Consider the following 26972-nt stretch of genomic DNA (forward strand, 5'->3'; position numbering starts at 1 on the left):
TGATGCGGGGTTTTGTCTTGCACGCTATCAGCCCACGGGGAAGATCCCGATAAACCACAATGAACCCGCAGCAAAGAAGGCGAAAGCGGGAATCAAACAGCCACCCACCACTTTGGACTGCGTCACCATTTGATAGGACTCACTGGGATCTGCCGGGTTATAGGCCACAGCCAGCGGCGACCCTGGTTCAGTTTCGACCGCCGTGGAGATGTCCGACTCTCCGCGGAAAACATCGCCGCGGGCGTCGCTGAATTGGTAGTACGGCCAGAAACGGCGGTTGCGGCTGGAGTTGCCCACGCCGGTGGTCCAGCCGTGCCGGCTGCCTGTCACGGTCGCGAGGACTTTAGGCCAATCCGCCATCAACGTTTCTCGCCGCCTCATGTCTTTGATGGTGCGGCAAAGCGCCCATACGACGGCGACGACAAAGAGAGCCCAAACTACGTAAAGCACGATTTTCACAAGTGTTCCCCCACGCCAAGTCCTCACGATCACATCAGCCGCGGGTACTCCGCATCTTACTTGGCAGCCAAGGACCAACATCTCCAAGCGGGACGCTTCGCTCTCAGCGGTCTGGTCACACGCATCGCAGCCGCAGATGAGAAACGGGAAATCGTGGCCGTCTTGTAGGAAAGCGGTGACGGCAATCCAGATGCGGGCCCGGATACTTGGACCCGGATCCAGGGCGTCAGTTGCCCAGCCGGGAAAGGAGGACGGCGACGGCGGCAGAGACTCCCCCGGCCAGCGACCCTTCCAGCTCGGGAGCGAAGAACGGCGAATGGTTAACCGGAGTGGGACCAGGTCCTTCGTGTCCGGCCGCGGGCGTGCCGCCGAACATCCAGAACACTGACGGCACTCCGATGGCGGTACCCAGGTGCCCGAAGTCCTCGCTGCCCATCATCGGTGGGGTGATTTCGACTGCCTCATCCCCCAACGCAAGCCGCAGTGCCCCGATAACGGACGGAACGGCGTCGGGATCGTTGAAGCATTGCGGAAAGCGGTACATTTCCTCGATGGTCGGCTTCGGCGCCCCGGACGCGACGGCCTCTGCCTCGATGATGCGGCGGACGGCGGCGAGGACCTGGCCGCGGACGTCCTCATCGAACGTGCGGATATTGAGGGTGAACTCGGCGGAGGCCGGGATGATGTTTTCCTTGAGGCCGGCATGGAATGTCCCCACCGTCACGACGGCGGACTTCCGCGGGTCCAGCTCGCGGGACACAATCCCCTGCAGCCGCGTGACCATGTGCGCGGCCATCACGATGGGGTCGATGGAATCCTGTGGCTGGGAGCCGTGCGACTGTTGGCCGTGCACCGTGACCCTGAGCGAGTCTGCCATGGCGGCTACCGGTCCGCTGGAAATCGCAACCGTTCCCACCGGCCGGGGCATGACGTGCTGCCCGAAGACCACTTCCGGCCGCGGTGCTCTATCCCAGAGTCCGTCGTCGAGCATGGCGAGCGCGCCGGCCGCAGTCTCTTCACCGGGTTGGAAGATCAACACCAGCGTCCCCGACCAAGCGTCCAGGCTGCCGGCGAGCACCTCGGCGGCACCCAGCAGGCTGGCCACATGGGTGTCATGGCCACAGCCGTGCATGACCGGAACTACCGTGCCGTCCGGCAGTGTGCCTGTATCCGTGCTGGCGTAGTCCAAGCCGGTAGCTTCCTCGATGGGCAGACCATCGGAATCGGCGCGGAAGGCCACCACGGGTCCGTCGCCGTTACGCAGAATTCCCACCACTCCGGTGCCGCCGCAGCGGAAGTGCTCGATTCCCAAGCCGTCCAGTTGCTTCTCGATCAAGCTGGCTGTGGCGAACTCCTGCATGGAGAGTTCCGGATGTGCGTGAAGGTGCCGGTACAGGTTGTGGAGCTTGGTGGTCTGTTCGGAATCGAGCTGGAGGGCGGTAGCTGTTGACGTCATGGGTCCTGTCTTCCTGGTGGATGCGGGCTTGTTCCGGGTACTGCTACTCGATGTGGATGGGCTTCGATTCAGTGATGGCGGCTTTCCCTCGGAAGAACCACGCCAGCAGGATGGTGCCCAGAACGGCAATGGCGGTTGACACCATCGCGAGCGACGGCACCAGCGGCAGCACAACGAACACGACGACGGCTGAGACCAGCAAGGCGAACACGGTGGTGCGGGGTTGCTTCATGGATACGATCGCCTGTACCAGTACGGCGCCAAGAACGGTGGGCAGCACGTAAAGCCGGGTGACGAGCAATACCGACGGTGGGATGACACTGATCAGCCAGCTACCCAGCAGGCCAACAAAGATCGCCAGCGAGATCAGGTGGACTACGGCGGCTCCGCAAATGGCGACGACGGCGGCCAGTTCCGCCCGCTTGCTGCCCGGCTTTGCGCCGATGTTGGTTTGGGCGATCAGCGCCGCCGGCAGGAGCTTGTTGGAGATGTTGCCGATCATGAACGCCTGGTACATCGCGGCAGGTCCAAGGATGGGGTAGTACGTGAGTGGCTCGACGATCCAGATGATGCCGAACGTGGCAGCAACGGCTGCGAACGCGATCCAGAGTTGGGCCGGGCCTATGTCCAGGCCGGTGGCGAAGACCAAGTACAAGGGACCGGCCACGGAGATGAGCAGGCCGCCGATCATGGTGATCTGGCCCCAGCGGGAGGTGGTGCGGTTGAAGTCCGCCATGGCGGTGCTAGTGGTGGCGGGAGCGGAAGTGATGGAAGACATGAAGGGTGTTCCTTTCGAGCTCAGGGGATGACGACGGATGCCGATTGAGTGAGGGGCGATGTCGTCAGGAGCCGACGGCCGGACCGACGGCGAGGTAAGCGGCGGTCAGGCCGATGACAATGGAGATGCCGAGTCCCCATTCACGCAGCCAGCTCTTGCCGAGTTTCTTGGCCAGCAGCAGGCAGGTGCCCATGACCGCCGCGGAGACAACGAAGGACAGCACGTGAATCGCGGATTTGGGCAGTTCGGTGAGCCCCAGGCAGGAGAAGGCGCCGATCAGGGCGGCTGCCGGAACAATGGCCATGGCAGCGGGGTTCACAGAGCGGATCTTGGCGTCTCCCTTGCGCAGCAGAGGGGTCAGGATCAGGGTGGCGAGCATCCACATCGCTCCGCCGATGCTCATGGCGAAGAACGCCACGGCGAAGACGCTCTGCGTGTAGCTGGCGTCGCCCAGCTTGGCACCCATGGAACCGGCGGCGATGCCTGCAGCTGAAACGTCGTAGGCGGCCGAACCAATCAGGCCGATCCTTGAAAGGACGGCCGGAGCACCAAAGAGACCCAGGAGGGCAATGGCCACCAGCGATACCGCCAGGGAGGGGCCGATGGCCGAGACTGCCCCGGACCGGAACGAGGTCTTGATGTCTTGGGTGCTCATGTCCACGGAGGGAGCAGCACGTCGGGCGGCCTTCATGAAGATGACGGACTGGATGATGATGACGCCAAAGACGCCCGCCACGCAGATCCAGAGGACGGGATTGTTGGCAATTGCCGTGATGTCAGTGGAATCAGTGGGGGCGAGTGGTTGAAGTGCCAGGGGTTGATGCATGGGAACCTCCCAGGTGTTGGCCCCTTGGCAAGTCCGCATCCGGACGACGCTGTGCGGTATGTGGCGCCGCGGGGCAAATCTTCTCCCATCGACCAGATCGGCCAGTGGGTTACCATCACCCTCTGCTATGAGCCGGATCACACACAATAGCTGACGGAATCAGCCACGTTGCTGGCTGAATCAGTCAAAGCCTGCCTGCGGTGGCGACAGAGCTACCCCGGCACAGTGTGACCCGACACACTTTCAGGGAGAAGCAATCCAGCAGAGGAGCACCATGCCTGACACCATTGGCGAGCTGTCCGCCGTCGAACTTTCCGCAGCGATCCGTGAGAAGAAAGTCTCCGCGCGCGAGGTCTTGGCCGAACACCTCAATCGCATCGCCGAAGTAAACCCCGTAATCAATGCCGTGGTGACCCTCGATGCCGATGGAGCCCAGGCCGTGGCGTACCGCGCCGACCAGCTGACGGCCTCGGGCGCCCTGCTCCCTCCGCTCCACGGCGTTCCCATGACGCATAAGGACACCAACAACACTGCCGGAATGCGCACCACCCAAGGCTCCATCGCCTTACGCGACTTTGTTCCCGACGCCGACGACCTCATCATTGCGCGGTTGAAAGCGGCCGGAGTGATCAGCACAGGAAAGTCGAATGTTCCCGAGTTTGGAGCCGGATCGCACACGTTCAACGATCTCTTCGGAACCACCACCAACCCGTACGCACCCACCCTGAGTGCAGGCGGCAGCAGCGGCGGGGCGGCCGCCGTCGTCGCCTCCCGCGTCCAAAGCATCGGCGACGGCAGCGACATGGGCGGATCGCTCCGCATCCCGGCTTCCTTCTGCAATGTGGTGGGCTTCAGGCCGTCGACGGCGGTCATCCCCATGCCGTCCGACATCAACGCCTACTCGTGGCTGGGACGGACAGGACCAATGGCACGGAGCATCGAGGACATTGCCCTTTTTATGTCCGTGACCGCGGGCAAGGATCCCCGAATCCCGCACCCGGCCGGGCTCGATCCGGAAGTTTTTCGGTCCAGCCTGGAGACTGACATGCGTGGGGTTCGTATTGGCTGGTCCCGTGACTTTGGCATCGGCGTTCCCGTAGAAGCGGAGATCCTGGACCATCTGGAACGGCAACTGGCGATCTTTGAGGACCTGGGGGCGATCGTGGAGGAAGCCACTCCGGATTTCAGCGAAGCAGACCTGGTGTTCGGCAATACCCGAGCCATGGACTTCGCCGCGGGACTCGGGCCTATCCTTGAGCGGGCCGGGGATGTGGTCAAGCCGGAAGTGCACTGGAACGTCAATAAGGGGTTCGCTTTGACTGCCCGCGACCTCATTGAAACTGCGGCCGCCCGAAGCCGCCTTGAACGCAGCGTCCAGGAGTTCTTTGGACGCTACGACCTTTTCGCCAGCCCTTGCGCCCAAGTGCTCCCCTTTGACGCAAAGCTGCGCTTCCCCGCGGACATTGCCGGCACGGCGTCAGAAACGTACTTGGACTGGATGCGTTCAGCCTGCCTCCTGTCCGCAACCGGCCTGCCGGTCCTCAGCGTTCCAGCGGGATTCAGCTCTGCCGGACTACCTATCGGTCTGCAGCTCGCGGGCAACCACTACACGGATATGCAGCTGCTCCGTTACGGACGCGCCTTTGAGCAGCAGACGGGGTACGCCGCCGTCGCTCCTGTCATGACGGCGAGGCCTGCACCCCTTACGACGATGAGCGCATAATCCGTCCGCCGCGCTTCCGCGCATCGAGAAGAATGGACACATCCACTCCGGTGGCCTCCTGCGCCCACTCCGAGTCGGTGATGAAGCGGTAGAGGGACGACATGTCCTCCACAGTGACGTCAGCCACGATCTGGTAGTCCCCGGCAATCGCCGCGGCATAGCGAACCGTGGGAAGCTCAGCGAGGCTCCGTCCCACGCGCTCAACATGCTGCGGCGATGCGCGGATCCAGAGAAGGGCCTCAACGCCCAGTCCAAAGGCAGCCGGTTCAACGATCGCCCGCAATTGGATGTGATTGTTGGCCAGCAACCATTCGCTGCGTCGCCGGGCAGTTGCTTCCGAAACGCCAACACGGCGCCCAAGCGCTTCGAAGCTCGCCCGGCCATCGGCGCACAGGGCATCGATGAGTTCATTATCCTGGCGGCTCAGGTCCTGCAGCGGCACCAGGATTCCGGAATCCTTGGTGAGATCCGACCGGAGCGCTTCGGCTTTGTCAGGGGCGAGAACCTCCGGCCGCCACCCTCGGATGGTCCTGAAGTAACGGAGCACGGGATAGCTGGTGGAATCACGCAAGCCGATGGTGGAGGGCAACTCATCGGAAAGAACATCGCCCATCCGGGACGGTTCCGTGAGTATTTCCGCGACGCAGTCACCGGTGCCGGTGGTGGTGTAAACAAACGTGGTGTCGGCACGCTGCGCGAGGGCGTTGGACGCCGCCCGAACCGTTCCGGGCATGCAGCGCATCTCCACCAGCACCACGGCGGGCCTGGGCCGGATACCCACCACAGCCACGGAGCCGGACTCCAACAACAGCGATCCCCGGCGGGCAACAGTTCGCTCGGCTTCGCCGAGGACGGCCGCTATCTTCCGCCAAGGGCAGCGGGGATCCTGTTGGAGGGCAGCCACGATCTGCCGCTCCAATGCGTCAAACACCACCATGCAAACTCCGTCCGTCTGGGTCGATCAATTTCACCACGGACTCGGGGGGGCTGTGACACGACGGCGAGTGCCGCCGTCGAGCGTTAACGGCAGTTGCCCCGCCCCCAAGGAAGGGGACGGGGCACCGTGGTCAGGCGTCGGGTTAGGCGAAGTCGGAGACTGCCGGGTCCGGGCCGATGCGGCCTTCAGCACCGCGGTCCAGGCCGTTGATGGCCTCGACGTCGGTGGCGTCCAGTGTGACGTTGAGAGCCTCGAAGTTCTCCTGAATGCGGGACTCGGTGACGGACTTGGGGATCACCACGTTTCCGATGGCCAGGTGCCAGGCGATGATGACCTGGGCCGGAGTTGCACCGTGCTTGGCCGCGATCTCAGCCACGGTGGCGCTCTCCAAGAGCTCGCCACCCTGGCCCAGCGGGGACCAAGCCTGCGTCAGGATGCCCTTGGAAGCATTGAACTCACGAAGGTCGGCCTGGTTGAAGAACGGGTGCAGCTCTACCTGGTTGATGGCCGGAACAACGCCGGTTTCATCGATGATGTGCTGCAGGCCTTCCTTGGTGAAGTTGGAGACGCCGATGGACTTGACCCGGCCGCGCTTCTTGAGCTCGATCAGGGCCTTCCAGGTATCAACGTACTTTTCCTGCTTGGGCTGCTGCCAGTGAATCAGGTAAAGATCCAGAGTCTCGAGGCCCAGGCGGTCCATGGACTCTTCAAAAGCCGCGAGTGTGGATTCGTAGCCCTGGTCAGCGTTCCACAGCTTGGTGGTGATGAAGATTTCCTCGGCGGAGAGGCCGGAGGAAGCAATGGCACGGCCGACGCCAGCCTCGTTGCCGTAGATTTTGGCGGTATCGATGTGGCGGAAGCCGGCCTCGAAAGCCTGGCGCACCACCTTTTCGGCTACATCGTCTTCAACTTGCCACACCCCGTAGCCGAGCTGGGGGATGGTGTTGCCGTCGTTGAAAGTAAGTGTTGGTGACGAAGTCATGTCTGCCATCCTGCCAGCAAGCGGTTGTCAAAACGGCCGAATGTTACGCGGATCAGCTATGCGCTTAACTTCTTGCAAACAGGGAATAAGGGCGCGCGCTGGTAGTTGCGCACGCGCGGCTTTAGTGTGCTGCTGCTTAGGCGTTGAGTTGGCGCTCCGCGTCAGCAACCTGCTCAAAGACCGATTCGGCCCGTCGCCGAACGGACAATGCGCCTACTGGAACGGGTCCCACGGCCAACCTCAACATGGCTGCGGCTTCGGCTGTGGTCGCCAGGGAGTTTCCTGCTTTGGACAGGGCTCGGTGCACGCCGGCCAGTGTTCCCGGGACATCCAGTCCATCGCTTGGAGACCTCTTCTGCGCCTCGACGCAGACAGTCCTCACGCGTGGCGATAGCTCGGCAAGTTCGTTAGCGATCTGAACGAGCTCGTTATAGAGCTGCTCATCATCAACGCCCTCGAGGACTTGGTGGTATCGGTCCAGCCCCCGGTGAAAACGGTCATGGGCACGGCGCCACAGTCCCTTGCCCAGCTCCAGATCGTCCTTCCGCCCTTGCCGGACGGCCCCAAAGAAACCCACCTGGGAACTCAGAGGTACTGGCCCGGGCCGTGGTCGGGGTCTTCCCTGCGGCCCTGGGCAGCAGCGCCGGGTGCACCGGGTGCAGCCGCCCGCTGCGGTTGGCCATTCTCGCCAATGACGATACCCGGCGCAATGACAGTCCCCGGCGGAAGTTGACGGAGTTGCATCTGCGCGGCCGCGTGTTCCTTGGCGGCCTGCTGAGCGGCGATCGCGGCCTGAATGCCATGGAACAAGCCCTCCAGCCAGCCGACGAGTTGTGCCTGCGCGATCCGAAGCTCCGCATCGGAGGGCGCTTTCTCGTCAGGGAAAGGCAAGCTGATCCGTTCCAGCTCCTCAATGAGTTCCGGAGCCAGCCCATCTTCAAGTTCCTTGATGGACCGCTCGTGGATCTCGGCCAGTCGACCCCGGGCAGCATCGTCCAAGGGCGCAGCCTTAACTTCCTCCAGGAGCTGGCGGACCATGGTGCCGATACGCATCACCTTGGCCGGCTCATCCACGAGTTCGTGAAGGTTCCCGCCCTTGGGCTTGGCTGACTCCTTCGCGGACTCCCCCTGCGGGGCTGGTTGCTCCTCCGGGCTTGCCGTACCCTCGTCCAGCGTGGTTCCTTCCACGGGGGTGTCGTCCGAAGCCTCATCCGTGGGCTGAATGTTGTTCAGATCGCTCATTCGTTCATACTCTCATGTGCTTTACGCGAACCACTGTCCAGGCCCTGAATTTGGACTTCGTTCGTAGCGAAACTCCCTTCCGGGTGCTGCCTCAGCAGCACCTGCCCTGCGGGTTGCTGTCCTGCCGGTCCATCCGGTCCCGCCAGAACTCGCGTTCAGTCATGGCGGGACCGGAATGGCCGCTTGCTTCGAAATGCTCAAGGTACTTCCGGTACGCGTCAGCACCCATGAGCGAGCCCATGTAGGTGGCGAAGCCCCGGAGGCCTTTAACGACGGTGTTCATTGGTAGCCTTCATCAGTGATGGCCGGCCTTCTGGGTCCGTTTCTCCGCAGGCAAGGCGTTCCACTCCGCGAGCAACTTCTTCTCAGCAACCGTCGGGAACAGCCCCGCCGGTGCGTACACCTTGGAAGGAACCGGTGGGTCCTCGTGGTCCTGACCGCCGCCGGCACGGATGGCCCTGATGGTGGCAATCAGCGCAGCAACGATCACGATGATGCTCAACGTCACGAAGATGACCGAAAGCACGCCCTGGATCATGGTGTTGCGGACCACGGCCTCCATGGCAGCGACGGTCTTGGCCGTGCCGAACTCCGTCTTGCCGTCAGCGAGTGCTTTGGAGAAGGCCTGGTTGTTCGCGAAGTAGCCCACTGCGGGGACAGGCGAGAAGATCTTGTGGAAGCTGGCAGTGATGGTCACAACCGCCGCGAACGCCAGCGGAGCTGCCACGATCCACAGCCATTTGAACACGCCACGCTTGGCAGTGATGGCCATGCACACCGCCAGCGCAATGGCAGCGAGAAGCTGGTTGGCGATGCCGAACAGCGGGAAGAGCGTGTTAATGCCACCCAGCGGATCAGTGACGCCCATCAGGAGCACGGCACCCCACGCACCCACCATGATGGCGGTGCACAGCCAGGCTCCGGGGCGCCACGAGGCCTCCTTGAACTTGGGAACAAAGTTGCCGATGGAGTCCTGCAGCATGAAGCGGGCAACACGGGTGCCTGCGTCAACGGCGGTAAGGATGAAGAGGGCTTCGAACATGATGGCGAAGTGGTACCAGAAAGCCATCATCCCCGGTCCGCCGATGAACTGCTGCATGATGTGCGCCAAACCGACTGCCAGCGTGGGAGCGCCACCGGAACGGGAAATGATGCTTTCCTCGCCGACGTCCTTTGCGGTCTGGGCCAGCACGTCCGGGGTGATGTTCACATTGGCCAGGCCAAGGCTGTTCACCCACTGCGCCGCGGATTCCACAGTGCCGCCGGTAAGGGCCAGAGGTGCGTTCATGGCGAAGTAGATGCCACGGTCGATCGAGATCGCGGCCACCAAGGCCATGATGGCCACGAAGGACTCCATCAGCATGCCGCCGTAACCGATGAAGCGGGTCTGCCGTTCCTTCTCGATCAGCTTGGGTGTGGTTCCCGAAGAAATGAGCGCATGGAAACCGGACAGGGCGCCACAAGCGATGGTGACGAACAGGAACGGGAACAGTGCGCCGGAGAACACAGGGCCGTTCTCCCGGCTGGCGAACTCGCTGAACGCCGGGACGGTGATCTCCGGCCGCACCACGATGATGGCGAGCGCGAGCATCACGATCACGCCGATCTTCATGAACGTGGAGAGGTAATCGCGCGGAGCCAGGAGCAGCCAGACGGGCAAGATTGCGGCGATGAAACCGTAAATGATGATGCCCCAGGCAATGGTGACCTTGTCCAAGTGGAAGAAGGCCGCACCCCACTCGGTACCGGCAACGGCGCCGCCGCCGATGATGGCTGCCATCAGGAGCACGAAGCCGATGATGGACACCTCCATCACCTTGCCCGGCCGGATGAAGCGCAGGTAGACACCCATGAACAACGCGATGGGGATGGTCATGCCCACGGAGAACACGCCCCACGGGCTCTCGCCGAGGGCGTTGACCACCACCAGCGCGAGGATGGCCACAATGATGATCATGATGAGCAGGGTTGCGATGAGGGCAGCAGTGCCGCCGATGACGCCCAATTCTTCACGTGCCATCTGGCCCAGGGAACGTCCACCGCGGCGCATGGAGAAGAACATGACCAGGTAGTCCTGCACTGCGCCGGCGAGGACGACGCCGATGATGATCCAGATTGTGCCGGGAAGGTAACCCATCTGGGCCGCGATGACGGGTCCCACCAGCGGTCCGGCGCCCGCAATGGCCGCGAAGTGGTGCCCGAAAAGGACATTGCGGTCCGTGCGGACGTAGTCCTTGCCGTCGGCCTTGTACTCGGCAGGGGTGGCACGGCGATCATCGGGCTTGAGCAGATAGCGCTCAATAACCTTGGAGTAGAAACGGTAGCCGATCAAATAGGTACAAACTGCCGCGAAGACAAACCAGATCGCGTTGACGGTCTCGCCGCGAACCAGCGCAAGCATGAACCATGCCACGGCTCCCAGCAGCGAAATCGCCACCCAAAGCCCGATCTTGGCCGGAGTCCACTTTCGTTCTTCGGCTTCGCGAACAGAATCATCCACGGCCGGTGCAGGCAGTGTGGGATCCAGTCCTTCCGCGAGTCCGGTCTGGTCAGGAACCTTGCCCATATCTCCTCCTTGAGAACTGCTCTGCCGCCGTGGACGCCCGCCCTGGCAGTCACGCGTCACCGGCATGCTACCAAGGAGGTTACTGGTGCAATGTGGAACGCACCGGAGCATCATACATCCGGCGCCGAACGGCGGCGAGGGTGCGACGAACGGCCAACCCTGCTCGCCGATGCGACCATGTGCCTAGTTCCGTTCCTTGAAATATTTGAAGAGCCGGGATTCGCGGCTGAGAGTGGCAGCGAGGAGGCTTCCTGTGATGGCCCCGAGGGTGCCTGCAAGTCCTATGGTGAGGATTTGGCCGTAGAGTGCGGTGGCGATCATCGGCGCACCAAAACGTGCTGCCAGGAGGACGCCTGCTGAGGCGGCCAGTCCACCGGCGCTGGACCATATGCCTGCCTCAACCAGTGTGATGAGGGTGAGGTCGCGCCTGGAGACTCCGGCATGGAGCGACGACGCGTATTCAAGACGCCTACGGGCTCCTCCAAGAAGACCAAAACCACCGGTATTGGCCGAACGGGTCTGGCACCCGCCCGCATCAAGCGGAGTCAGTTCACTCTCCCGGCCGGCGCTGAACTTGCACCATGCGCGCCTCGCAGAGATCCAACCATCGAACTTCCGCTTCGGCCTGGAAAATCAGTGAATCGAGCACCAGGAGCCAGGCGGTATCCGACGATCGTTGGTTGGCGGAGACCGCCTTTCTCGCCTGCGTATGTTCCTGCAGAGCCTTGACCGAGACTTCCCGTTGGGACTGGATCACCGCAGAGGCATCCACGTCCGGAAGCGACACCGCGAGCGCCAACTTGATGGCAATTTCGTTTCGTGGAGGATTGCCTCGGTCCACTGCGCCGGCGAACCACGCTTCGACTTCCTCAGCCCCGGCGTCGGTGATGCTGTACACGACGTGCCCGCCGCCGTCGTCGCCGTCTTTGCTGACCAGGCCGTCGCGCTCCAGCCGGTCCAGCGTTGTGTACACCTGGCCGATGTTCAACGGCCAGGCTGCCCCGGTCCTGTCCTCGAATTCGACGCGCAGCTCATAGCCGTACCGGGGCTGGTCCTGAAGCAGGGCCAGCAAGCTGTGCCGGATGGACATGAGGCTCCTCGCTGCGGTTGGTTGGACGATTCAGAGGAGCAGGAGGACTTTGCCCACGTGCTCGCCGGAGTCAAAGTATTCATGCGCTTCCCGGACTTGATCCAAGGGGAAGGACTTGGCCACAAGGGGCTTGATCCGGCCATCGGTGAGCATGGGCCACACCGACTCACGCACGGCGGACATGATGATTCCCTTTTCAGTAACCGGTCGCGGCCGGAGGGCTGTTCCGATGACGGCAGCCCGTTTGCTGAGGAGCTGGCCGAGGTTAATCTCAGCTTTGGTACCACCTTGCAGGCCGATGACGATGAGTCGTCCGTAGTCGGCGAGCGCCTCGATGTTCTGTTGCAGGTATTTGGCACCCACGACGTCGAGGATCACGTCCGCGCCTTTGCCTCCGTTATGCGCCTTGAGGCTTTCAGCAAAATCCTCTTCGGTGTAGTTGATGGCGATATCGGCACCCAGGAAGGCCTTGGCGGTACCCACTTTCTCGTCAGTGCCCGCCGTGGTTGCCACCTTTGCGCCATAGGCCTTGGCCAGTTGGATGGCCATGGTGCCGATGCCGCCGGTTGCACCGTGGATGAGCACGGTCTCGCCGGGTTGCAGCTGAGCGGTCATGATCAGGTTCGAGTACACCGTGGCCGCAACTTCGGGCAGCGAGGCCGCTGTTATCAGGTCCACGCCGTCGGGAATCCGGAGAACCTGCTCCGCCGGGACTGCGACCTGCTGGGCGTAGCCACCGCCGGACAACAGTGCCACTACTTTGTCCCCCACAGAGAATGCCTTGGTGACGCCGGGGCCGAAAGCGGCGATGCGGCCGGAGACCTCCAAGCCAGGAACTTCCGAGGCGCCCGGGGGCGGCGGATAGAAGCCACGCCGCTGCTGGACGTCCGCACGGTTCAGGCCCGCAGCCACGACGTCGATCAGCACCTCGCCCTCGCCGGGCACCGGAGAGGGGACCTCGCGGATTTCGAGGACTTCGGGCCCGCCTGGCTCTGAGATGTAGACGGCTTTCATGACGAACTCCCGGTTTCTTGCTTGTCTCCAGACCCCGGGGCAGGGGCCGGAAGACGTGATGTTTTGGAACAGCCAACTCCCTATGAAACACTACTAGGCGAGGAAGGTTGTCCGAGCGGCCTAAGGAGCTGGTCTTGAAAACCAGTGTGCGGTAACCCCGTACCAAGGGTTCAAATCCCTTACCTTCCGCGAATGAGGTGCCCCGGGTCCCAGGACCCGGGGCATTCTTGCGTCTGAGCCAGGGTTCCCGTGCGGAACTGATAACTCACAACCGGAAGATCATTGAAACTGTCAGAGGCCCCGCATAGTGTTCTGTCTGTCTCCACACCACACAGACATCAGCCGCAGTTTTGGCCGCGGCACAACCACAGGAGCCTTACCCATGCCCAAGCCTGACATCACTCCCGGTTCCCCCTGCTGGATCGACCTTGTGACGTCCGATACGGAGAAGGCCAAGGCCTTTTACACGGCACTTTTCGGCTGGACCTATGAAACCGGAGACCAGGAAAAGTACGGCGGCTACATCACGGCTTCCAAGAATGGCCGGATGGTTGCGGGCATCATGGAGAAGCAGGCGGACATGGGGGCCATGCCGGACGTTTGGTCCACCTACCTTCGCACCGACGACATCAAAGCAACCACCGAGGCCGCTGCCGCCAACGGCGGCCGGGTGCTCATGGAACCCATGGAGGTCCCCGAGCAAGGCAGCATGGCCATGTACGGGGATGCCTCAGGCGCCGCAATCGGCGCCTGGCAGTTCGGTGAAATGAAGGGCTATGAGGTGGCGGCTGAGGCCGGAGCTCCCGCCTGGCATGAACTGCTTTCCAAGGACTACGAGTCCGCGGTCACTTTCTACCAGAAGGTCTTCGGCTGGGACACGGAGGTCATGAGCGACACTCCGGAATTCCGATACACAACCCTGGGTGCCGGTGACGACGCCAAGGCGGGCATCATGGATGCCTCCGGTTTCCTGCCCGAGCAGGTCCCCTCCATGTGGAGTGTGTATTTCGCGGTGGAAGACACGGACGCCACTGCTGAGCGAGCCGCGTCCCTCGGTGCCACCATTATGCAGCCCGCCGAGGACACACCCTTCGGGCGCTTGGTCACGTTATCGGACCCCACCGGCGCCGTTTTCAAGGTGATCCAGGACTTGGGCCAGACCGCCTAGTCGTCGGGCTATTGGGCCGTTGCACGGTCCCTCATTGTTGACCCCAGGTCAACCCTCCATTCATCCGTTCGTGTTCAGCTAGGTCCGAGGCAGCTTTACCCGGGAGTAACTTCCGGCACTCGCCCACTTCACAAGACAGTGGGCGCCATTCATGGAGCTCCACAGGGCTCACTGATGAAAGTTCAAGCGGATGAAATTTATGCATTGGAAATCCTTGGCGGGCACTGTCCTGTCGGCTGGGCTGATTACCGCCCCGCTGACGGCAGTACCGGCCTTTGCAGCTGATGAGCTCGCAGCCGGCGCATCGCCCGTGGTGATCAACGAGGCCTACCTCAGCGGTGGCAGCAACGGTGCGGCCTTCAAGAACAAGTTCGTGGAGCTTTACAATTCCTCGGACGCACCGGTCAGCCTGGCGGGCTGGTCGCTGCAGTACCGGTCTGCCACTACCAGCACAGCGCCCACGGGGATCACGCCCCTGACCGGCAGCATCCCCGCGAAGGGATATTTCCTGGTCCAAGGCGCCACCAACAGCGAAACGTCCACGGCGCCGGAACTACCCAAAGCCGATGTCCAGGCAGCCGGCACGCTGAACCCCAGCGGAACTACCGGGACGCTGATCCTGGCCAAGCAGGCCACTGCCGTCACTCCCCTTCCGACGGGGTCGGTGACGGGCAACGCAGCCATCGCTGACCTCCTGGGCTACGGCACCTCCAACACCTTTGAGACCGCCGTTGCCACCGCACCCACCGTCAACTCGGACGTTAAGAGCCTCAACCGCACCAATGGTGCGGACACCGACTCCAACGCGGCGGATTTCAGCCTCAGCGCCACCATCACCCCCACCGCCTCCAACGGCAGCGGAACCCCGCCCGTTGACCCCCAGCCCGAGCCCGGGGTCAAGACCATCGCCGAGATTCAAGGAACCGGTACAGCCAGCCCGTTTGTTGGCAGCACCGTGACAACCAGCGGCAAGGTCACCGCTGTCTATGCGACCGGCGGTTTCAACGGCTACTACGTCCAAACCGCCGGAAGTGGCGGGGACAACGCGGGGGCGGCCAGGACGGCGTCGGACGCTTTGTTCGTCTATTCGCCGTCGACGGCGCCAACGGTCCAACCGGGCGACTACGTGCAGCTCACCGGTGTGGTCAGCGAATTCGCCAGCCAAACCCAGCTGACCGTTGAGGCGGCGGGGTTAAAGAAGCTGACCGAAGCCGCGCCGGAGGTTAAGTCCACGCCGTTCACGCTGCCAGCCAATGAGGCCGCCCGGGAAAGCCTGGAAGGCATGCTCCTGGCCCCGCAAGGTGACTTTACGGTCTCGGACAACTACTCCCTGAACCAGTACGGCGAGATCGGCCTCGCGGCCGGCACATCGCCTTTGGTACAGCCGACGGCGGTAGCCACCTACGGTTCGCCGGAGTATGCCGCTGTGGTAGCGGACAACGCGCTGCGCGGGATCAAGCTCGACGACGGTGCGTCCACCAACTTCTTGAAGGACGCCACCACCAAGGCCCAGCAATTGCCCTACCTGACCACGTCCGATCCTGTCCGCGTCGGTTCCCCGGCGCAGTTCCGGACTGACGTCATCCTGGGCTACGGCAACAACTCCTGGAAGTTCCAGCCCCTGACTGCGCTGAGCCCGGCCAACGCTGGCTCTGTCCAGCCGGCGAGCTTCACCGCCTCCCGGCCCGAAGGTCCCGCCGACGTGGGGGGCAACCTCAAGCTGGCTTCCTTCAACGTGCTGAACTACTTCCCCACCACCGGTGACCAGCTGGCCGGCTGCGTCTTCTACACCGACCGCGAGGGCAACCCGATCACGGTCAAGGAAGGCTGCAACGCCCGCGGTGCTGCCAACGCGGAGAACTTCGAGCGCCAGCAGAGCAAGATCGTTGCCGCCATCACCAAGTCCGGCGCTGACGTCGTATCCCTTGAAGAGATCGAGAACTCGGCACAGTTCGGCAAGAACCGCGACGACGCCTTGTCCAAGCTGGTGGATGCCCTCAACGTCAAGACACCCGGTGTTTGGGACTACGTGCGCACACCCGCCAACGCTCCCCCGCTGAGCGACGAGGACATGATCCGCACAGCATTCATCTACAAGAAGGCAGCGGCCGAGCCCGTGGGCGAGTCCATCATCCACAACGACACCGTGGCCTTCGCAAGTGCCCGCAAGCCCCTCGCGCAGCTCTTCAAGCCGGTTGGCGGGGACGATGACAAAAAGTTCATCGCGATCGTGAACCACTTCAAGTCCAAGGGCTCCGCCGCGACCCCGGATGACACGGACAAGGGCCAGGGCGCGTCGAACATCGCACGCACAAAGCAGGCTGAATCCCTGCTCGCCTTCTCCAAGGACCTCCAGGCGTCCAAGGGCACGGACAAGGTCTTCCTGATCGGCGACTTCAACGCCTACGCGAAGGAAGATCCCATCAACGTCCTCACCGGCGCCGGTTACACCGACCTTGAGGTGGGTACAGGCAAGCACTCGTACCTCTTCGGAGGCATGGTTGGCTCGCTGGACCACATCCTCGCTTCTCCTGCCGCCCGCAAGGTGGTGACCGGAACAGACATCTGGAACATCAACTCCGTGGAGTCCGTCGCGCTGGAGTACAGCAGGTATAACAACAATGTGACCAACTACTATGCCCAGGACGAGTTCCGGGCCAGCGACCACGATCCTGTGGTGGTGGGCCTGAACCTGACTGCGGACCAACCGGCAACCGTCGACCTGCAGTTCCTGGGTATCAACGACTTCCACGGGCGGATCGACTCAAACACCGTCCTGTTCGCCGGAACGGTGGAAAAGCTCCGCGCTGCAGCTGCTCCCGGCGCTACGGCCTTCATTTCGGCCGGTGACAACATCGGTGCTTCCCTCTTCGCTTCTTCAGTGGCGAAGGACCAACCCACCATCGACGTCTTGAACGCGCTCGAATTGCAGGCTTCCGCTGTAGGCAACCACGAGTTCGACGGCGGTTGGGCGGACCTGCGCGACCGCGTCACAGCTGGAGGTACCAACGCGAAGTTCGCCTACCTGGGCGCGAACGTCTACCAGAAGGGCACCAGCACCCCGGTCCTGCCGGAGTACAAGGTGATGGACATGAACGGCATGCGGGTAGCAGTGATCGGTACTGTCACGCAGGAAGTTCCGTCCCTGGTGACCCCTGCCGGAATCGCGGATCTGGAGTTCGGCGATCCTGTGGAAGCCATCAACCGGGTTGCCGCGAAGATCAAGGCCGACAACCTGGCAGACCTCATCATCGTGGAAAACCACGACGGCGCTGCTTCCGGAACACCCGAGGGCGCCACGTTGGAGCAGGAAGTTGCAGCCGGCGGGCCGTTCGCCAAGCTGGTCAACGAAACCACTCCCGACGTCGCCGCGATCTTCACAGGACACACGCACAAGGAATACGCCTGGGACGCTCCGATCCTGGACGCCAACGGCCAGCCCACCGGCAAGACCCGCCCCATTGTGCAGACTGGCAACTACGGCGAGAACGTGGGCAGCGTGACCCTCACAGTGGACACCGCAAGCAAGTCCGTGACCTCTTACAAGGCCGCCATCGTGGACCGGACTACCGAGACCGCTGAAAGCCTCGTTGCCACCTACCCGCGTGTGGCGGCAGTGAAAACCATCGTGGACAAGGCCCTCGCCCAGGCTGCCGAGATCGGCAACCAGCCGGTAGGCGCGGTGACAGCTGATATCACCACGGCCTTCACCCCGGATCCCGCCGGCGGCGCCCCCAAGCGGGACGATCGCGCGAACGAATCCACGCTCGGCAACCTGGTGGCGGACTCCCTGGTGGATACACTCAAGGCTCCCGAACTGGGTGCGGCGGAGATCGGCGTCGTGAACCCCGGAGGCCTGCGTAATGAGCTGTACTACGCACCGGACGGGACCATCACCTACGCCGAGGCCAACGCGGTCCTGCCGTTCGTGAACAATCTCTGGACCACGTCGCTGACCGGCGCTCAGTTCAAGACGCTCCTGGAGCAGCAGTGGCAGACCAACGCCGACGGCACCATTCCCAGCCGCCCCTACCAGCAGCTGGGCGTGTCCAAGAACGTCAACTACACCTACGACGCCGCCCGCGCCGCAGGTGACCGCATCACCGGCATCTGGGTGAACGGTGCTGTGCTCGATCCTGCCAAGCAGTACAGGATCGGGACGTTCAGCTTCCTGGCTACCGGCGGTGACAACTTCCGGGTCTTCAAGGAAGGGACCAACACCAAAGACACGGGCTTGGTGGACCGCGATGCGTGGATCAAGTACCTGCGCGAGCACAACCCTGTTTCGCCCGACTTCGCACGCCGTTCCGTTGCCGTGGCCAACTCCACGGCGGCTGAGGTCAAGGCCGGAGAGTCCATTACGCTGGCCATCTCCAAGCTGAACCTCACCTCCATCGGCAGCCCGGCCAACGCAACGCTGAATGCAGTGTTCGTCGATGGCAAGGGCTCGGAATCGGCACTCGGTTCGGTCCCGGTGACCGCGGGCACCGCCACGGTGGACCTCAAGGTTCCCGCCGCGGCAGCTGCAGGCACCGGCACGTTGGTGCTGACCGCCGTCGAGAGCGGAACCGTGGTGAAAACGCTGGTGAACGTGGCGGAAAGCGGCACCAACCCGCCGCAGTGCACCGCACCCGTCAAGCCGTCCAAGTGGTACGACATCGTGGGATGGATCCGGTACGGCTTTGCCTGGTTGGAGTACCAGAGGTGCCTGAGGGGCTAGCCGCCCCTGAGCCACAGGGCCGAGAGGCCAGTACCCGCGAGGCCGGTACAAGGCAGGACCCCTCACGATCTTCTTCGTGAGGGGTCCTGCCTTTGGTTTGCGGCCTTTTGGGCCTGCGCGGTTACTTGTTCACGGGTTCCGGTTCCCGGTCCCTTTCTGCATCCCGCTGGAGCTCAGCCTTGAACTCCTCGTAACGGGCCAAGTGCGCGGGACGGCGCCGGAGAATCAACCAGGCGACACCCAGAATGATGAACCACACGGGCGTGGCCAACAGGGCCGCGAGCGTGTCCGGTTGCGTGGTCAGAGCCCAGAGGACGAAGGCGAAGAACGCGAACACCACCCACACCATCACCACTCCACCGGGCATCTTGAACGCCGAGGACTCGTGCAAGTGCGGGCGGCGCTTCCGGAAGGCAAGGTAGCTCGCCAGGATGATGGACCAGACGAAGACGAAACACACAGCGGACACCGTAGTGACCATGTCGAACGCCTTGCCGATGTCCGAGCCGGCATACATGAGGACGACGCCGGACAGCAGCAGGATGCAGGACAGGAACAGGGCGTTGCGGGGCACTTTGCGTCCGGACAGCGCGCCGAAAACCTTGGGTGCGTCGCCTTCCTGCGCGAGTCCGAACACCATGCGGGACGTGGAGTAGATGCCAGAGTTTGCCGACGACATGGCCGAGGTCAGCACCACCAGGTTGACGATGGTGGCCGCTGCGCCGAGACCAGCGAGCGAGAACATGGCGATGAAGGGGCTATGTCCGGCAGCAAACTGGGTCCACGGGGTGACGGACATGAGGATGATCAGCGCGCCCACATAAAAGAGCAGCACGCGGATGGGGATGGAGTTGATGGCTTTGGGGAGGTTCTTCTCGGGGTCCTTGGCCTCGGCAGCTGTTGTGCCCACGAGTTCGATGCCCACGAACGCGAAGACGGCGATCTGGAAGCCGGCCACGAAGCCCATGAATTCATTCGGGAAGAAGCCGCCGTGGCTCCACAGGTTGGTGAAGCTGGCCGGTCCGGCGTCGGACTGGAAGCCGCTGAAAATCATGAATAGGCCAACGATGATGAGCGCCGCAATGGCCACAATCTTGATGAGGGCGAACCAGAACTCCGTCTCACCGAAGGCTTTCACGGTGGCGAGGTTCAGGAGCAGGAGGATGCCGATGGTGATCAGGCCCGGCACCCAGAGGGGCAGGGAGGGCCAAAGTTCCTGGGAATACCCCGCGATTGCGATCACGTCCGCGATCCCGGTGATCACCCAGCAGAACCAGTACGTCCAGCCGGTGAAGAAGCCGGCCCACGGTCCCAGGAGGTCGGCGGCGAAGTCGCTGAAGGATTTGTAATTGAGGTTGCTGAGCAGCAGTTCGCCCATGGCGCGCATAACGAAGAACAGCATGAAGCCGATGATCATGTACACGAAGATGACGGATGGGCCGGCAGCGGAAATGGTCTTGCCGGATCCCATGAAGAGGCCGGTGCCAATGGCTCCGCCGATGGCGATGAGCTGGATGTGGCGGTTGCTGAGTTGTCGCTCGAGGTGGGGTGAATCTGTGCCGGTGGAAGGCGGGCGCTGAATCGTCAAAGGAACTCCATCGTTCAGGCGGCACGGGGTGCCACATTGATTCGGGTTCCTCCCCGCTCTGTACGTGGACCTGAGAGTTTCCGCCTTCCTGCAGGGCAGGAAGGCTTGCACCTTCGGTGAGCCCGGTGACCGGACTGCTTTCCAGAGTTGCCTCGCCGCGGCGGTACATGGGCCTGAGAGATTCCTGGGGAGGGTTTGCTCCTACGGCGCCTGACGGGATGTACCGGCAGGACTCTCCCGCCGCAGATCAAAAGCGCGCACACCCAAGTGGGTGATGCAGCTCACACAGTAGCCAAGGTCGGGTAGAGGTGCAACCCCACGTCCCTAGCGGCCCAGAATGCTACGCGCAATCTCATCAGCATCGCGGAGCGTCCGCTGGCCGCTCGCGTAGGCGGGTCCGGTGCGCGGCCTGGCCTCGGCAGCGATGGCTGTCCCCCACTGCGAAGCGGACAATTGCAGGCCAAGGACATACAAGTTCCTGGTGATGGATCCGTTGGCAGCCAGAGGCCTGTAAGGATGGGGTTCCACGTCCAGGCCGGTGGTCTGCATGGGCGTGCCCTCAACACTCATCATGATCTTGGTGCGGACCAGCCCGTCGGACATGAGCTGTTCCAGCAGCGGCGAGAGGTTGATGCCCACCCTGTTTGCCGGCGACATCGCCTCGATAAGCGTCCGCGCTTCAACCGGACCGTCGTGAACCCACGGCGAAACCGCCCGGAACAGCTTGGCACCCCGGTCCACACTGAACTTCGGATCCGGTCCCACGAAACTTACGACGCCGGCACGCGCCAAAGCGGCCAACTGCTCCGATCGCAGGGCTGGCGCTCCGCTGGCGAGGCCTTCCACGAACGACTCGAACCAGCCGCGCAAACCCGCCAGCCAGGACTCATCGGTGATTCCGCCATCCGCCACGACGGATTTGAGGATGGCCCGGCCGGTGTGGAGGGCGCCGATGGCCATCTTGACGGGGTCCGCCTCGCCAAGCGCAGATCGTCGGGCATCATCATCAAGGTAGGCCGTGATTGCGGCATCCAACTCGCTCCGGGAAGCAAAGGTACGGCCTGCGAGCGGCGCCGCGAGCCCTCTCAGGTTCAGCCGGCGGGAGGTAACAACGTGCTTTTCCACCACGTCTCCCACCTTTATTTCCCAGTTCGCCGTAGTGTGCGCATGTGGTTGGAGCGCGTCCTCCAGGTCAGCCAGGAACTGTGCGGGGTCCTTGATCGCGGCGGGCTGGGACCGTGCAAGCGTTGAATAGTAGGCCCAGAGTGCATCACGGTGAAGCAGAGGCCAAAGGTCATGATCGAAGCCCGGCTGGATACCCGCTGCACGGAACCGGTCCACGGCATCTTCCGTCAGGTAGCGCATGGTGATGCTGCTGGGGTAGTAGCCCGCCAGCCCCGCCTTGGCACGATACGGGGTGCCCCTGCGGGACGCAGCAATGATCCGGGGCTCCCTGCCCGATGCCCGGTACTCGAGGATGCCCGCGCCGGGCGAACCAGCCTCAACGAACTTGCCGCCGCGGGCCTCCGTCAACTGGCCCATGACATCGAAGAAGTTCAAGCCCATGCCGCGGACCAGCACGGGCTCATTGTCCGGAACAGCCTGCCAATCAACGTCAGCCGGCGGAGCAGGCGGGAAGTACAGCAGGCCCTGTTCGTCCGCGGCACTCTTGAAGGACCGCTGCTCAGGGTTCAGCCGGGACTCGATGTGGCCCAGGGCGAGGACCACGGAACCGGCGGTGAGCGTCGCACCGCTGGCGAGTTCGACGTCGAACCCGTCCGCTACGGGGCGCGCAGCAACGGCGAGCGTCTCATGGAAGGTGACCTTGACGCCGTCGGGGAGCCGTTCCAGCAATCCGTCCAGAGTCTGGCGAAGGTAGCGCCCGTAGATCGCGCGGCTGGGAAAGTTGTGCGATTCGAGGGTGGAAAGCTCCGCCTTTTCGGCGTCGTTCAGTCCCATGCCATCACGACGACGGGCCTCACGCCATTGATCGAACGAACCACCCGCGAGCGGCGGTGCGAGCTGGGGGTCCTCCGGAATAAGCGTGGGATAGAACGACTGGGTGTTCATGAGGAACAGTCGTGACTGCTCCGGCTGCCACACATGACCCGAACCGGCCGGATAAGGATCCACAACGTCGATGTGCAACGTGGTGCCGTGCGGGCTGTCCGCAGCCCAATTCGCGAGCAACCGCTCAAGGACACTGGTGCCCCGAGGGCCGGCCCCAATCAGGGCAACACGGTTGGTTTGGGATTTAGCCACGCTCAAGCCTAACTTCTGCGTGACTTGCTTACCGTTGAACAGTGTTGCTTGGATGGGGCGATGACCACCACAGAAGCTGATCCGACGCCACTCCCCGAGAATGACGCTGCGCCGGCCTCCGGCCCCCGCCACGCAGCGGACGTCGCGCCCGAACCCACGGACGAAAACGTCTGGCTCGAGGACATCCACGGCGAAGAGCAGCTGGCGTGGGTCCGCGAGCAGAACGCCCGCACCGAGGAACTCTTGGAGGACGCCGAATATGAGGCCGTTGAGGCCGGCATCCTGGAGGTCCTCGACTCCACCGATCGCATCGCAATGGTCTCCAAACGAGGCGATTTCTACTACAACTTCTGGAAAGACCAGGAACACCCCAAGGGCCTCTGGCGCCGCACCACCTGGGAAAGCTACCTCACCGAAGAACCCGAGTGGGACGTTCTGCTGGACATCGACGCCCTCGCCGCCGCTGAAGGCGTCGAGTGGGTCTTCCACGGCGTTGGCTTCCTCCGTCCAGCCGACGGCTCCGAGTACCGCCTGGCCATGGTTTCGCTATCTCCCGACGGCGGCGACGCTGACCGCCACCGCGAGTTCGACGTCGAATCCCGCACCTTCGTGGAGGGTGGCTTTGATCTGCCCACCGCCAAGGGCAACGTCAGCTGGCTGGACGCCGACACTTTGCTCGTATCCAGCACAGCCGAAGGCCTGCCAGCAACTACCTCGTCCTATGCGCGGACCGGCGTGAAGCTCCGCCGTGGCCAGTCCCTTGCCGACGCCGAGCGCCTCTTCGAAATCCCCGAGGACCACATGCTGGCCATGGTGGCCCACGACTCCACGCCTGGCTACGAGCGGACTTTCGCCGTGGACTACATCGACTTCTACAACCGCAGTACATCGCTGCTGCGCGACGACTCCTGGGTGGTCATCGACGTTCCCACGGATGTGAACATCAGCGCCCACCGGGATTGGCTGCTGTTCCGTCCGCAGAAGGACTGGGATGTTGCCGGTGTTCTCTACCCTGCCGGGTCCTTGCTGGCCGCGGACTTCGAGTCCTATCTGGCAGGGACCCGTTCACTGCTGGTCCTGTTCACGCCGGATGCCCACACGTCGCTGCAGTCGTGGAGCTGGACCAAGGACTACCTCCTGCTGAACCTCCTGCGCGATGTGTCCTCCGAGATCCGGGTGCTGGACCCATCCCGTCCCGACTCCGAAGGCGGCTGGACGTCCACCGTCCTGGACGCGTGCCCGCCCCTGCACGACGTCAACGCCTACGCCGTGGATGACGAAGACGCTGGCCCTGAAGGCAACGACTTTTGGCTGGTGGCCACCGGCTTCACGACACCCACCACATTGACCCGGGGGACGCTCGGTGCGTCGTCGTCGGGTGGTGCTTCGGCGGGTAGTGGTTCGGAGGCCAGTGGCGTGGCGAGCCAGCACGCCGAAGTCAAGCGGTCGCCGTCGTTCTTCAACGAAGCCGACTACGAAGTCCAGCAGCACTTCGCGGTGTCTGACGACGGGACCAAGGTCCCCTACTTCCAGGTCGCTTCCAAGGACCTGGTGCTGGACGGGCAAAACCCCACTCAGCTCTCCGGATATGGCGGGTTCGAGGTTTCGCGGACTCCGGCATACAGCGGAACCATGGGTCGGGCCTGGCTGGAGCGCCGCACCTTGGGCGCATCCTCCGACGACGGTGCTGCCGCGCACTCACGCGGCGGCGTCTACGTTGTTGCCAACATCCGCGGCGGCGGCGAATACGGTCCCTCCTGGCACCGTGCAGCCCTCCAGGAAAACCGGCACCGCGCGTACGAGGACTTCGCGGCCGTGGCGAAGGACCTCATCTCGCGAGGCGTCACCAGCCGCCGTCGACTCGGTTGCGTAGGTGGTTCCAACGGCGGCCTCCTGGTAGGCAACATGCTGACCCAATATCCGGAACTGTTCGGCGCTGTGTCCTGCGGAGTGCCGCTCCTGGACATGCGCCGCTACACCAAGCTCTCCGCCGGATACTCGTGGATCGCCGAATATGGTGACCCGGATGTCCCCGCGCAATGGGATTTCATCCGCACCTTCTCGCCGTACCATTTGCTTCACGACGGCGTGGAATACCCGGAGACCTTCATTTGGACCGCCACGTCCGATGATCGTGTGGGACCCGTCCAGGCCCGCAAAATGGCGGCGCGAATGCAAGCCATGGGCATCCCGAACGTATGGTTCCATGAAGCCCTGGAAGGCGGCCACGCGGGGGCCTCCGACAACAGGCAGGCCGCAGCGCTTCAGGCCCGGAGCAACCACTTCCTGTGGCGTTCGCTGGCTGGGAGCAACTAACAGTTCGCTGAAGCCCGATTCGACGGTTCCCTGCGAACTGTGCCGTGCGAACGGCATGGCTGGCAGGGAACCAACGAAACGGGCGGCTTGGCCGGGGCGTTTTGCGCTGGAAGGCACCTTCTGCGTATCCTTGGTGGGCTAGCAATAGCAAAGGGAGACGTGCCAGAGCGGCCGAATGGGCTTCACTGCTAATGAAGTGTGGGGCACAACTCCACCGGGGGTTCAAATCCCCCCGTCTCCGCGAATTGGTCCCGGTTTTCGAACCGGGACCTTTGCGTTTAAGGCTCTTCTCCATGAAGCCGCTGCTCAGCCGCGCTTTGCTCCGCCGCTGACTTCGGCCCCGGCGTGACGGTGAAGGGTCAGGCTGTCCACCGTGCTGATCAGCATCAGGATGGCCATGGCAACAAATGCCCCCTTGTAAGCCGCCACGTGCTCCCCCCCGAACACCTGCGTGGTTTCGAACAGGCGCAGGAAAAGGGCGCCCACCGCGATGCCCGCAGCCGCCGCCAATTGAACGAGCGTCGCGGAGATGGCATTGGCTGAGGGCAGCTGACCCGGGACGATGTCCGCGTACTGCACCGAAGCGTAGGCAGAGAAGCCGATGGAGCGGAACGCCCCGCTGAGCAGCAGCAAAGCAAAGATCAGTGGCTCAGGTGTTTGGGCGTCCAGGAAAGCGCACAACGCAAACGTCACGGCTGACGCGAACGACGCAAAGACAAGCACGGGCTTGAACCCAAAACGCCTGATGAGCGGCGTGGTGGCCGGCTTGATCCCTATGTTGCCCACGAAGACTGCCGCCACCATCACGCCGGCCTTCAGCGGATCCCAGCCAAATCCGTCCTGGAACATCAAGGGCAACAAGAACGGAACGGAACTGATGGTCAGCCGGTAAATGAAGCCGCCGGTGGAAGTCGCCCTGAAAGTCCTGGTGCCGAAGACGCTGAGGTTGAACAGGGGAACGCTGGCTTTCCTCATCCACCAGACTGCCCCCGCCAAGGACAGCACTCCGGCAGCGACCACCACCACGGCAAGCACATTGGACGCGTGCCCTCCCAAGGTCTCCAGCCCAACTACGAGGGCACCCACGCCCAGCGTAGTGAGCAGTAGCCCGAACCAGTCGAGCCGGCGCCTGGCATCAAACTGTGTTCGCGGCACCAGCCTGAGAGCTGCAATGAATGCGGCCAGGCCGAGAGGGACGTTGATGATGAAGATCCAGTGCCATGACAGGAAGGTGGTCAGGGCACCGCCCACCATGGGAGCCAGGACCGGAGCCAGCAGGCCTGGCCACACAAGGTACGCAGTGGCGCGAAGAAGCTCGGACTTGGGAGTACCCCGCAACACCACCAGAGTGCCGACGGGAACCATCATGGCCCCGCCCATGCCTTGGGCCACACGGCTGAGCGTGAGCATGGTCAGGTCCGTGCTGATCGCACAGAGCAGGGAGGCAATGGTGAATATCGATATCGCAAGGCAGAAGATCCGGCGAGCGCCGAACCGCTCAGCAAGCCAACTGCTCAGCGGGATGCCCATGGCCACCGTCACCAGATATGCGGTCATGGTGATGTTGATGTCTGCCGGCGCCACCCTGAAGTCGGAGGCGATGCTGGGGATGGCCGTGGTGAGGATGGTCCCGTCGAGGAACTCCATGAAGAACGTTGCCGCCACCAACAGGGCCAGCCGCGGCCGCCAACTGGTTTCGTTGGCCGCTTCGACGTCGGTGTTGGGTTTTGTGCTCATGGCTCCGGTCCAAGTTCTGGCTGGTGGCCCGTGATCCGGGCAGGCAAGCAGGCGTGTTTGCTCGATCCTATAGACGTGCAGTGGGAGCGATCACAACATGACGTAGTT

The 26972-nt window shown here is 63.1% G+C and carries 20 protein-coding genes, 2 tRNA genes and 1 riboswitch; of the genes, 6 read left to right on the forward strand and 16 right to left on the reverse strand.

The annotated features are described in order from the left end of the window. Positions 1-27 precede the first annotated feature (27 nt). From J3A64_RS24135 to J3A64_RS13975, 4 genes are all read right to left on the reverse strand, one after another. Positions 28-798 carry a DUF6226 family protein gene (locus J3A64_RS24135; RefSeq protein ID WP_374100563.1) on the reverse strand — a complete coding sequence of 257 codons (771 nt, stop codon included), beginning with the start codon at positions 796-798 and terminating at the stop codon, positions 28-30. Further along, on the reverse strand, positions 686-1915 hold the full coding sequence (locus J3A64_RS13965; RefSeq protein ID WP_210064555.1) for an amidohydrolase: 1230 nt from the start codon (positions 1913-1915) through the stop codon (positions 686-688). Before J3A64_RS13965 ends, J3A64_RS24135 begins: the two co-directional genes overlap by 113 nt. A gap of 43 nt (positions 1916-1958) precedes the next feature. Further along, on the reverse strand, positions 1959-2693 hold the full coding sequence (locus J3A64_RS13970; RefSeq protein WP_011773599.1) for a hypothetical protein: 735 nt from the start codon (positions 2691-2693) through the stop codon (positions 1959-1961). 64 nt (positions 2694-2757) lie between these two features. Then, positions 2758-3519: a DUF5058 family protein gene (locus tag J3A64_RS13975; protein WP_011773598.1), complete on the reverse strand. Its 762-nt coding sequence runs from the start codon at positions 3517-3519 to the stop codon at positions 2758-2760. Between the two features lie 274 nt (positions 3520-3793). Between J3A64_RS13975 and J3A64_RS13980 the strand changes: the two genes are divergently transcribed. Beyond that, positions 3794-5242, forward strand: a complete 1449-nt coding sequence (locus J3A64_RS13980; RefSeq protein ID WP_210064556.1) for an amidase — start codon at positions 3794-3796, stop codon at positions 5240-5242. On the opposite strand, the gene J3A64_RS13985 is transcribed toward J3A64_RS13980, so the two are convergent. The 9 genes from J3A64_RS13985 to J3A64_RS14025 all read right to left on the reverse strand — a co-directional run bounded on the left by J3A64_RS13985 (position 5223) and on the right by J3A64_RS14025 (position 13073). Then, positions 5223-6179, reverse strand: coding sequence for an Lrp/AsnC family transcriptional regulator (locus J3A64_RS13985; RefSeq protein WP_210064557.1), 957 nt, complete (start codon positions 6177-6179; stop codon positions 5223-5225). The genes J3A64_RS13980 and J3A64_RS13985 overlap by 20 nt on opposite strands. A gap of 142 nt (positions 6180-6321) precedes the next feature. Next, positions 6322-7161 (reverse strand): aldo/keto reductase, encoded by an 840-nt coding sequence (locus J3A64_RS13990; RefSeq protein WP_043469787.1) that lies wholly within the window; start codon positions 7159-7161, stop codon positions 6322-6324. A gap of 136 nt (positions 7162-7297) precedes the next feature. Then, on the reverse strand, positions 7298-7738 hold the full coding sequence (locus tag J3A64_RS13995; RefSeq protein WP_011773594.1) for a hypothetical protein: 441 nt from the start codon (positions 7736-7738) through the stop codon (positions 7298-7300). A gap of 8 nt (positions 7739-7746) precedes the next feature. Beyond that, complete coding sequence (locus J3A64_RS14000) at positions 7747-8403, reverse strand: bacterial proteasome activator family protein (RefSeq protein ID WP_011773593.1); 657 nt, start codon at positions 8401-8403, stop codon at positions 7747-7749. 91 nt (positions 8404-8494) lie between these two features. Then, complete coding sequence (locus J3A64_RS14005) at positions 8495-8686, reverse strand: YbdD/YjiX family protein (RefSeq protein ID WP_011773592.1); 192 nt, start codon at positions 8684-8686, stop codon at positions 8495-8497. A 12-nt stretch (positions 8687-8698) separates the two neighbouring features. Next, the gene (locus J3A64_RS14010; RefSeq protein WP_011773591.1) at positions 8699-10969 is read right to left on the reverse strand and encodes a carbon starvation CstA family protein; all 2271 of its coding nucleotides are present in this window, start codon (positions 10967-10969) and stop codon (positions 8699-8701) included. Positions 10970-11152: 183 nt separating this feature from the next. Continuing rightward, positions 11153-11290: a hypothetical protein gene (locus J3A64_RS14015; protein WP_162486109.1), complete on the reverse strand. Its 138-nt coding sequence runs from the start codon at positions 11288-11290 to the stop codon at positions 11153-11155. Between the two features lie 229 nt (positions 11291-11519). After that, entirely contained in the window at positions 11520-12059 is a 540-nt protein-coding gene (locus J3A64_RS14020; protein WP_210064558.1) for a PadR family transcriptional regulator, read from the reverse strand. A gap of 30 nt (positions 12060-12089) precedes the next feature. Next, positions 12090-13073 carry an NAD(P)H-quinone oxidoreductase gene (locus tag J3A64_RS14025; RefSeq protein ID WP_011773589.1) on the reverse strand — a complete coding sequence of 328 codons (984 nt, stop codon included), beginning with the start codon at positions 13071-13073 and terminating at the stop codon, positions 12090-12092. A gap of 101 nt (positions 13074-13174) precedes the next feature. On the opposite strand from J3A64_RS14025, the gene J3A64_RS14030 reads away from it, so the two are divergent. From J3A64_RS14030 to J3A64_RS14040, 3 genes are all read left to right on the forward strand, one after another. Next, positions 13175-13262: transfer RNA gene (locus tag J3A64_RS14030), tRNA-Ser, on the forward strand. Between the two features lie 193 nt (positions 13263-13455). Further along, positions 13456-14241, forward strand: a complete 786-nt coding sequence (locus tag J3A64_RS14035) for a VOC family protein (RefSeq protein ID WP_210064560.1) — start codon at positions 13456-13458, stop codon at positions 14239-14241. 190 nt (positions 14242-14431) lie between these two features. Next, positions 14432-18961, forward strand: coding sequence for an ExeM/NucH family extracellular endonuclease (locus J3A64_RS14040; RefSeq protein WP_374100548.1), 4530 nt, complete (start codon positions 14432-14434; stop codon positions 18959-18961). A gap of 121 nt (positions 18962-19082) precedes the next feature. Here J3A64_RS14040 and cycA read toward each other — a convergent pair whose 3' ends face one another. Together cycA and J3A64_RS14050 are read right to left on the reverse strand one after the other, a co-directional pair. Further along, positions 19083-20549, reverse strand: a complete 1467-nt coding sequence (gene cycA, locus J3A64_RS14045) for a D-serine/D-alanine/glycine transporter (protein WP_210064562.1) — start codon at positions 20547-20549, stop codon at positions 19083-19085. Between the two features lie 151 nt (positions 20550-20700). Continuing rightward, positions 20701-20799: riboswitch (glycine riboswitch) on the reverse strand. Between the two features lie 74 nt (positions 20800-20873). Then, positions 20874-22811, reverse strand: coding sequence for an FAD/NAD(P)-binding domain-containing protein (locus J3A64_RS14050; RefSeq protein ID WP_210064564.1), 1938 nt, complete (start codon positions 22809-22811; stop codon positions 20874-20876). A gap of 60 nt (positions 22812-22871) precedes the next feature. Between J3A64_RS14050 and J3A64_RS14055 the strand changes: the two genes are divergently transcribed. Together J3A64_RS14055 and J3A64_RS14060 are read left to right on the forward strand one after the other, a co-directional pair. Beyond that, positions 22872-25127 (forward strand): prolyl oligopeptidase family protein, encoded by a 2256-nt coding sequence (locus tag J3A64_RS14055; protein ID WP_210064566.1) that lies wholly within the window; start codon positions 22872-22874, stop codon positions 25125-25127. A gap of 153 nt (positions 25128-25280) precedes the next feature. Then, positions 25281-25368: transfer RNA gene (locus tag J3A64_RS14060), tRNA-Ser, on the forward strand. Positions 25369-25433: 65 nt separating this feature from the next. On the opposite strand, the gene J3A64_RS14065 is transcribed toward J3A64_RS14060, so the two are convergent. After that, a complete protein-coding gene (locus J3A64_RS14065) occupies positions 25434-26864 on the reverse strand; it encodes an MFS transporter (protein WP_210064567.1) in 1431 nt (476 codons plus the stop codon). Positions 26865-26972: the final 108 nt, after the last annotated feature.

It is taken from the genome of Pseudarthrobacter sp. PvP004 (genome assembly GCF_017876035.1).
Taxonomy (GTDB): Bacteria; Actinomycetota; Actinomycetes; order Actinomycetales; family Micrococcaceae; genus Arthrobacter; species Arthrobacter aurescens_A.

What these genes read in the sequence shown, in the direction of transcription:
- J3A64_RS13965 (WP_210064555.1), bottom strand. Translation starts at nt 1,915, where the DNA reads ATGACGTCAACAGCTACCGCCCTCCAGCTCGATTCCGAACAGACCACC.
- J3A64_RS13970 (WP_011773599.1), bottom strand. Translation starts at nt 2,693, where the DNA reads ATGTCTTCCATCACTTCCGCTCCCGCCACCACTAGCACCGCCATGGCG.
- J3A64_RS13975 (WP_011773598.1), bottom strand. Translation starts at nt 3,519, where the DNA reads ATGCATCAACCCCTGGCACTTCAACCACTCGCCCCCACTGATTCCACT.
- J3A64_RS13980 (WP_210064556.1), top strand. Translation starts at nt 3,794, where the DNA reads ATGCCTGACACCATTGGCGAGCTGTCCGCCGTCGAACTTTCCGCAGCG.
- J3A64_RS13985 (WP_210064557.1), bottom strand. Translation starts at nt 6,179, where the DNA reads ATGGTGGTGTTTGACGCATTGGAGCGGCAGATCGTGGCTGCCCTCCAA.
- J3A64_RS13990 (WP_043469787.1), bottom strand. Translation starts at nt 7,161, where the DNA reads ATGACTTCGTCACCAACACTTACTTTCAACGACGGCAACACCATCCCC.
- J3A64_RS14000 (WP_011773593.1), bottom strand. Translation starts at nt 8,403, where the DNA reads ATGAGCGATCTGAACAACATTCAGCCCACGGATGAGGCTTCGGACGAC.
- J3A64_RS14005 (WP_011773592.1), bottom strand. Translation starts at nt 8,686, where the DNA reads ATGAACACCGTCGTTAAAGGCCTCCGGGGCTTCGCCACCTACATGGGC.
- J3A64_RS14010 (WP_011773591.1), bottom strand. Translation starts at nt 10,969, where the DNA reads ATGGGCAAGGTTCCTGACCAGACCGGACTCGCGGAAGGACTGGATCCC.
- J3A64_RS14015 (WP_162486109.1), bottom strand. Translation starts at nt 11,290, where the DNA reads ATGATCGCCACCGCACTCTACGGCCAAATCCTCACCATAGGACTTGCA.
- J3A64_RS14020 (WP_210064558.1), bottom strand. Translation starts at nt 12,059, where the DNA reads ATGTCCATCCGGCACAGCTTGCTGGCCCTGCTTCAGGACCAGCCCCGG.
- J3A64_RS14025 (WP_011773589.1), bottom strand. Translation starts at nt 13,073, where the DNA reads ATGAAAGCCGTCTACATCTCAGAGCCAGGCGGGCCCGAAGTCCTCGAA.
- J3A64_RS14035 (WP_210064560.1), top strand. Translation starts at nt 13,456, where the DNA reads ATGCCCAAGCCTGACATCACTCCCGGTTCCCCCTGCTGGATCGACCTT.
- J3A64_RS14040 (WP_374100548.1), top strand. Translation starts at nt 14,432, where the DNA reads ATGAAATTTATGCATTGGAAATCCTTGGCGGGCACTGTCCTGTCGGCT.
- J3A64_RS14055 (WP_210064566.1), top strand. Translation starts at nt 22,872, where the DNA reads ATGACCACCACAGAAGCTGATCCGACGCCACTCCCCGAGAATGACGCT.
- J3A64_RS14065 (WP_210064567.1), bottom strand. Translation starts at nt 26,864, where the DNA reads ATGAGCACAAAACCCAACACCGACGTCGAAGCGGCCAACGAAACCAGT.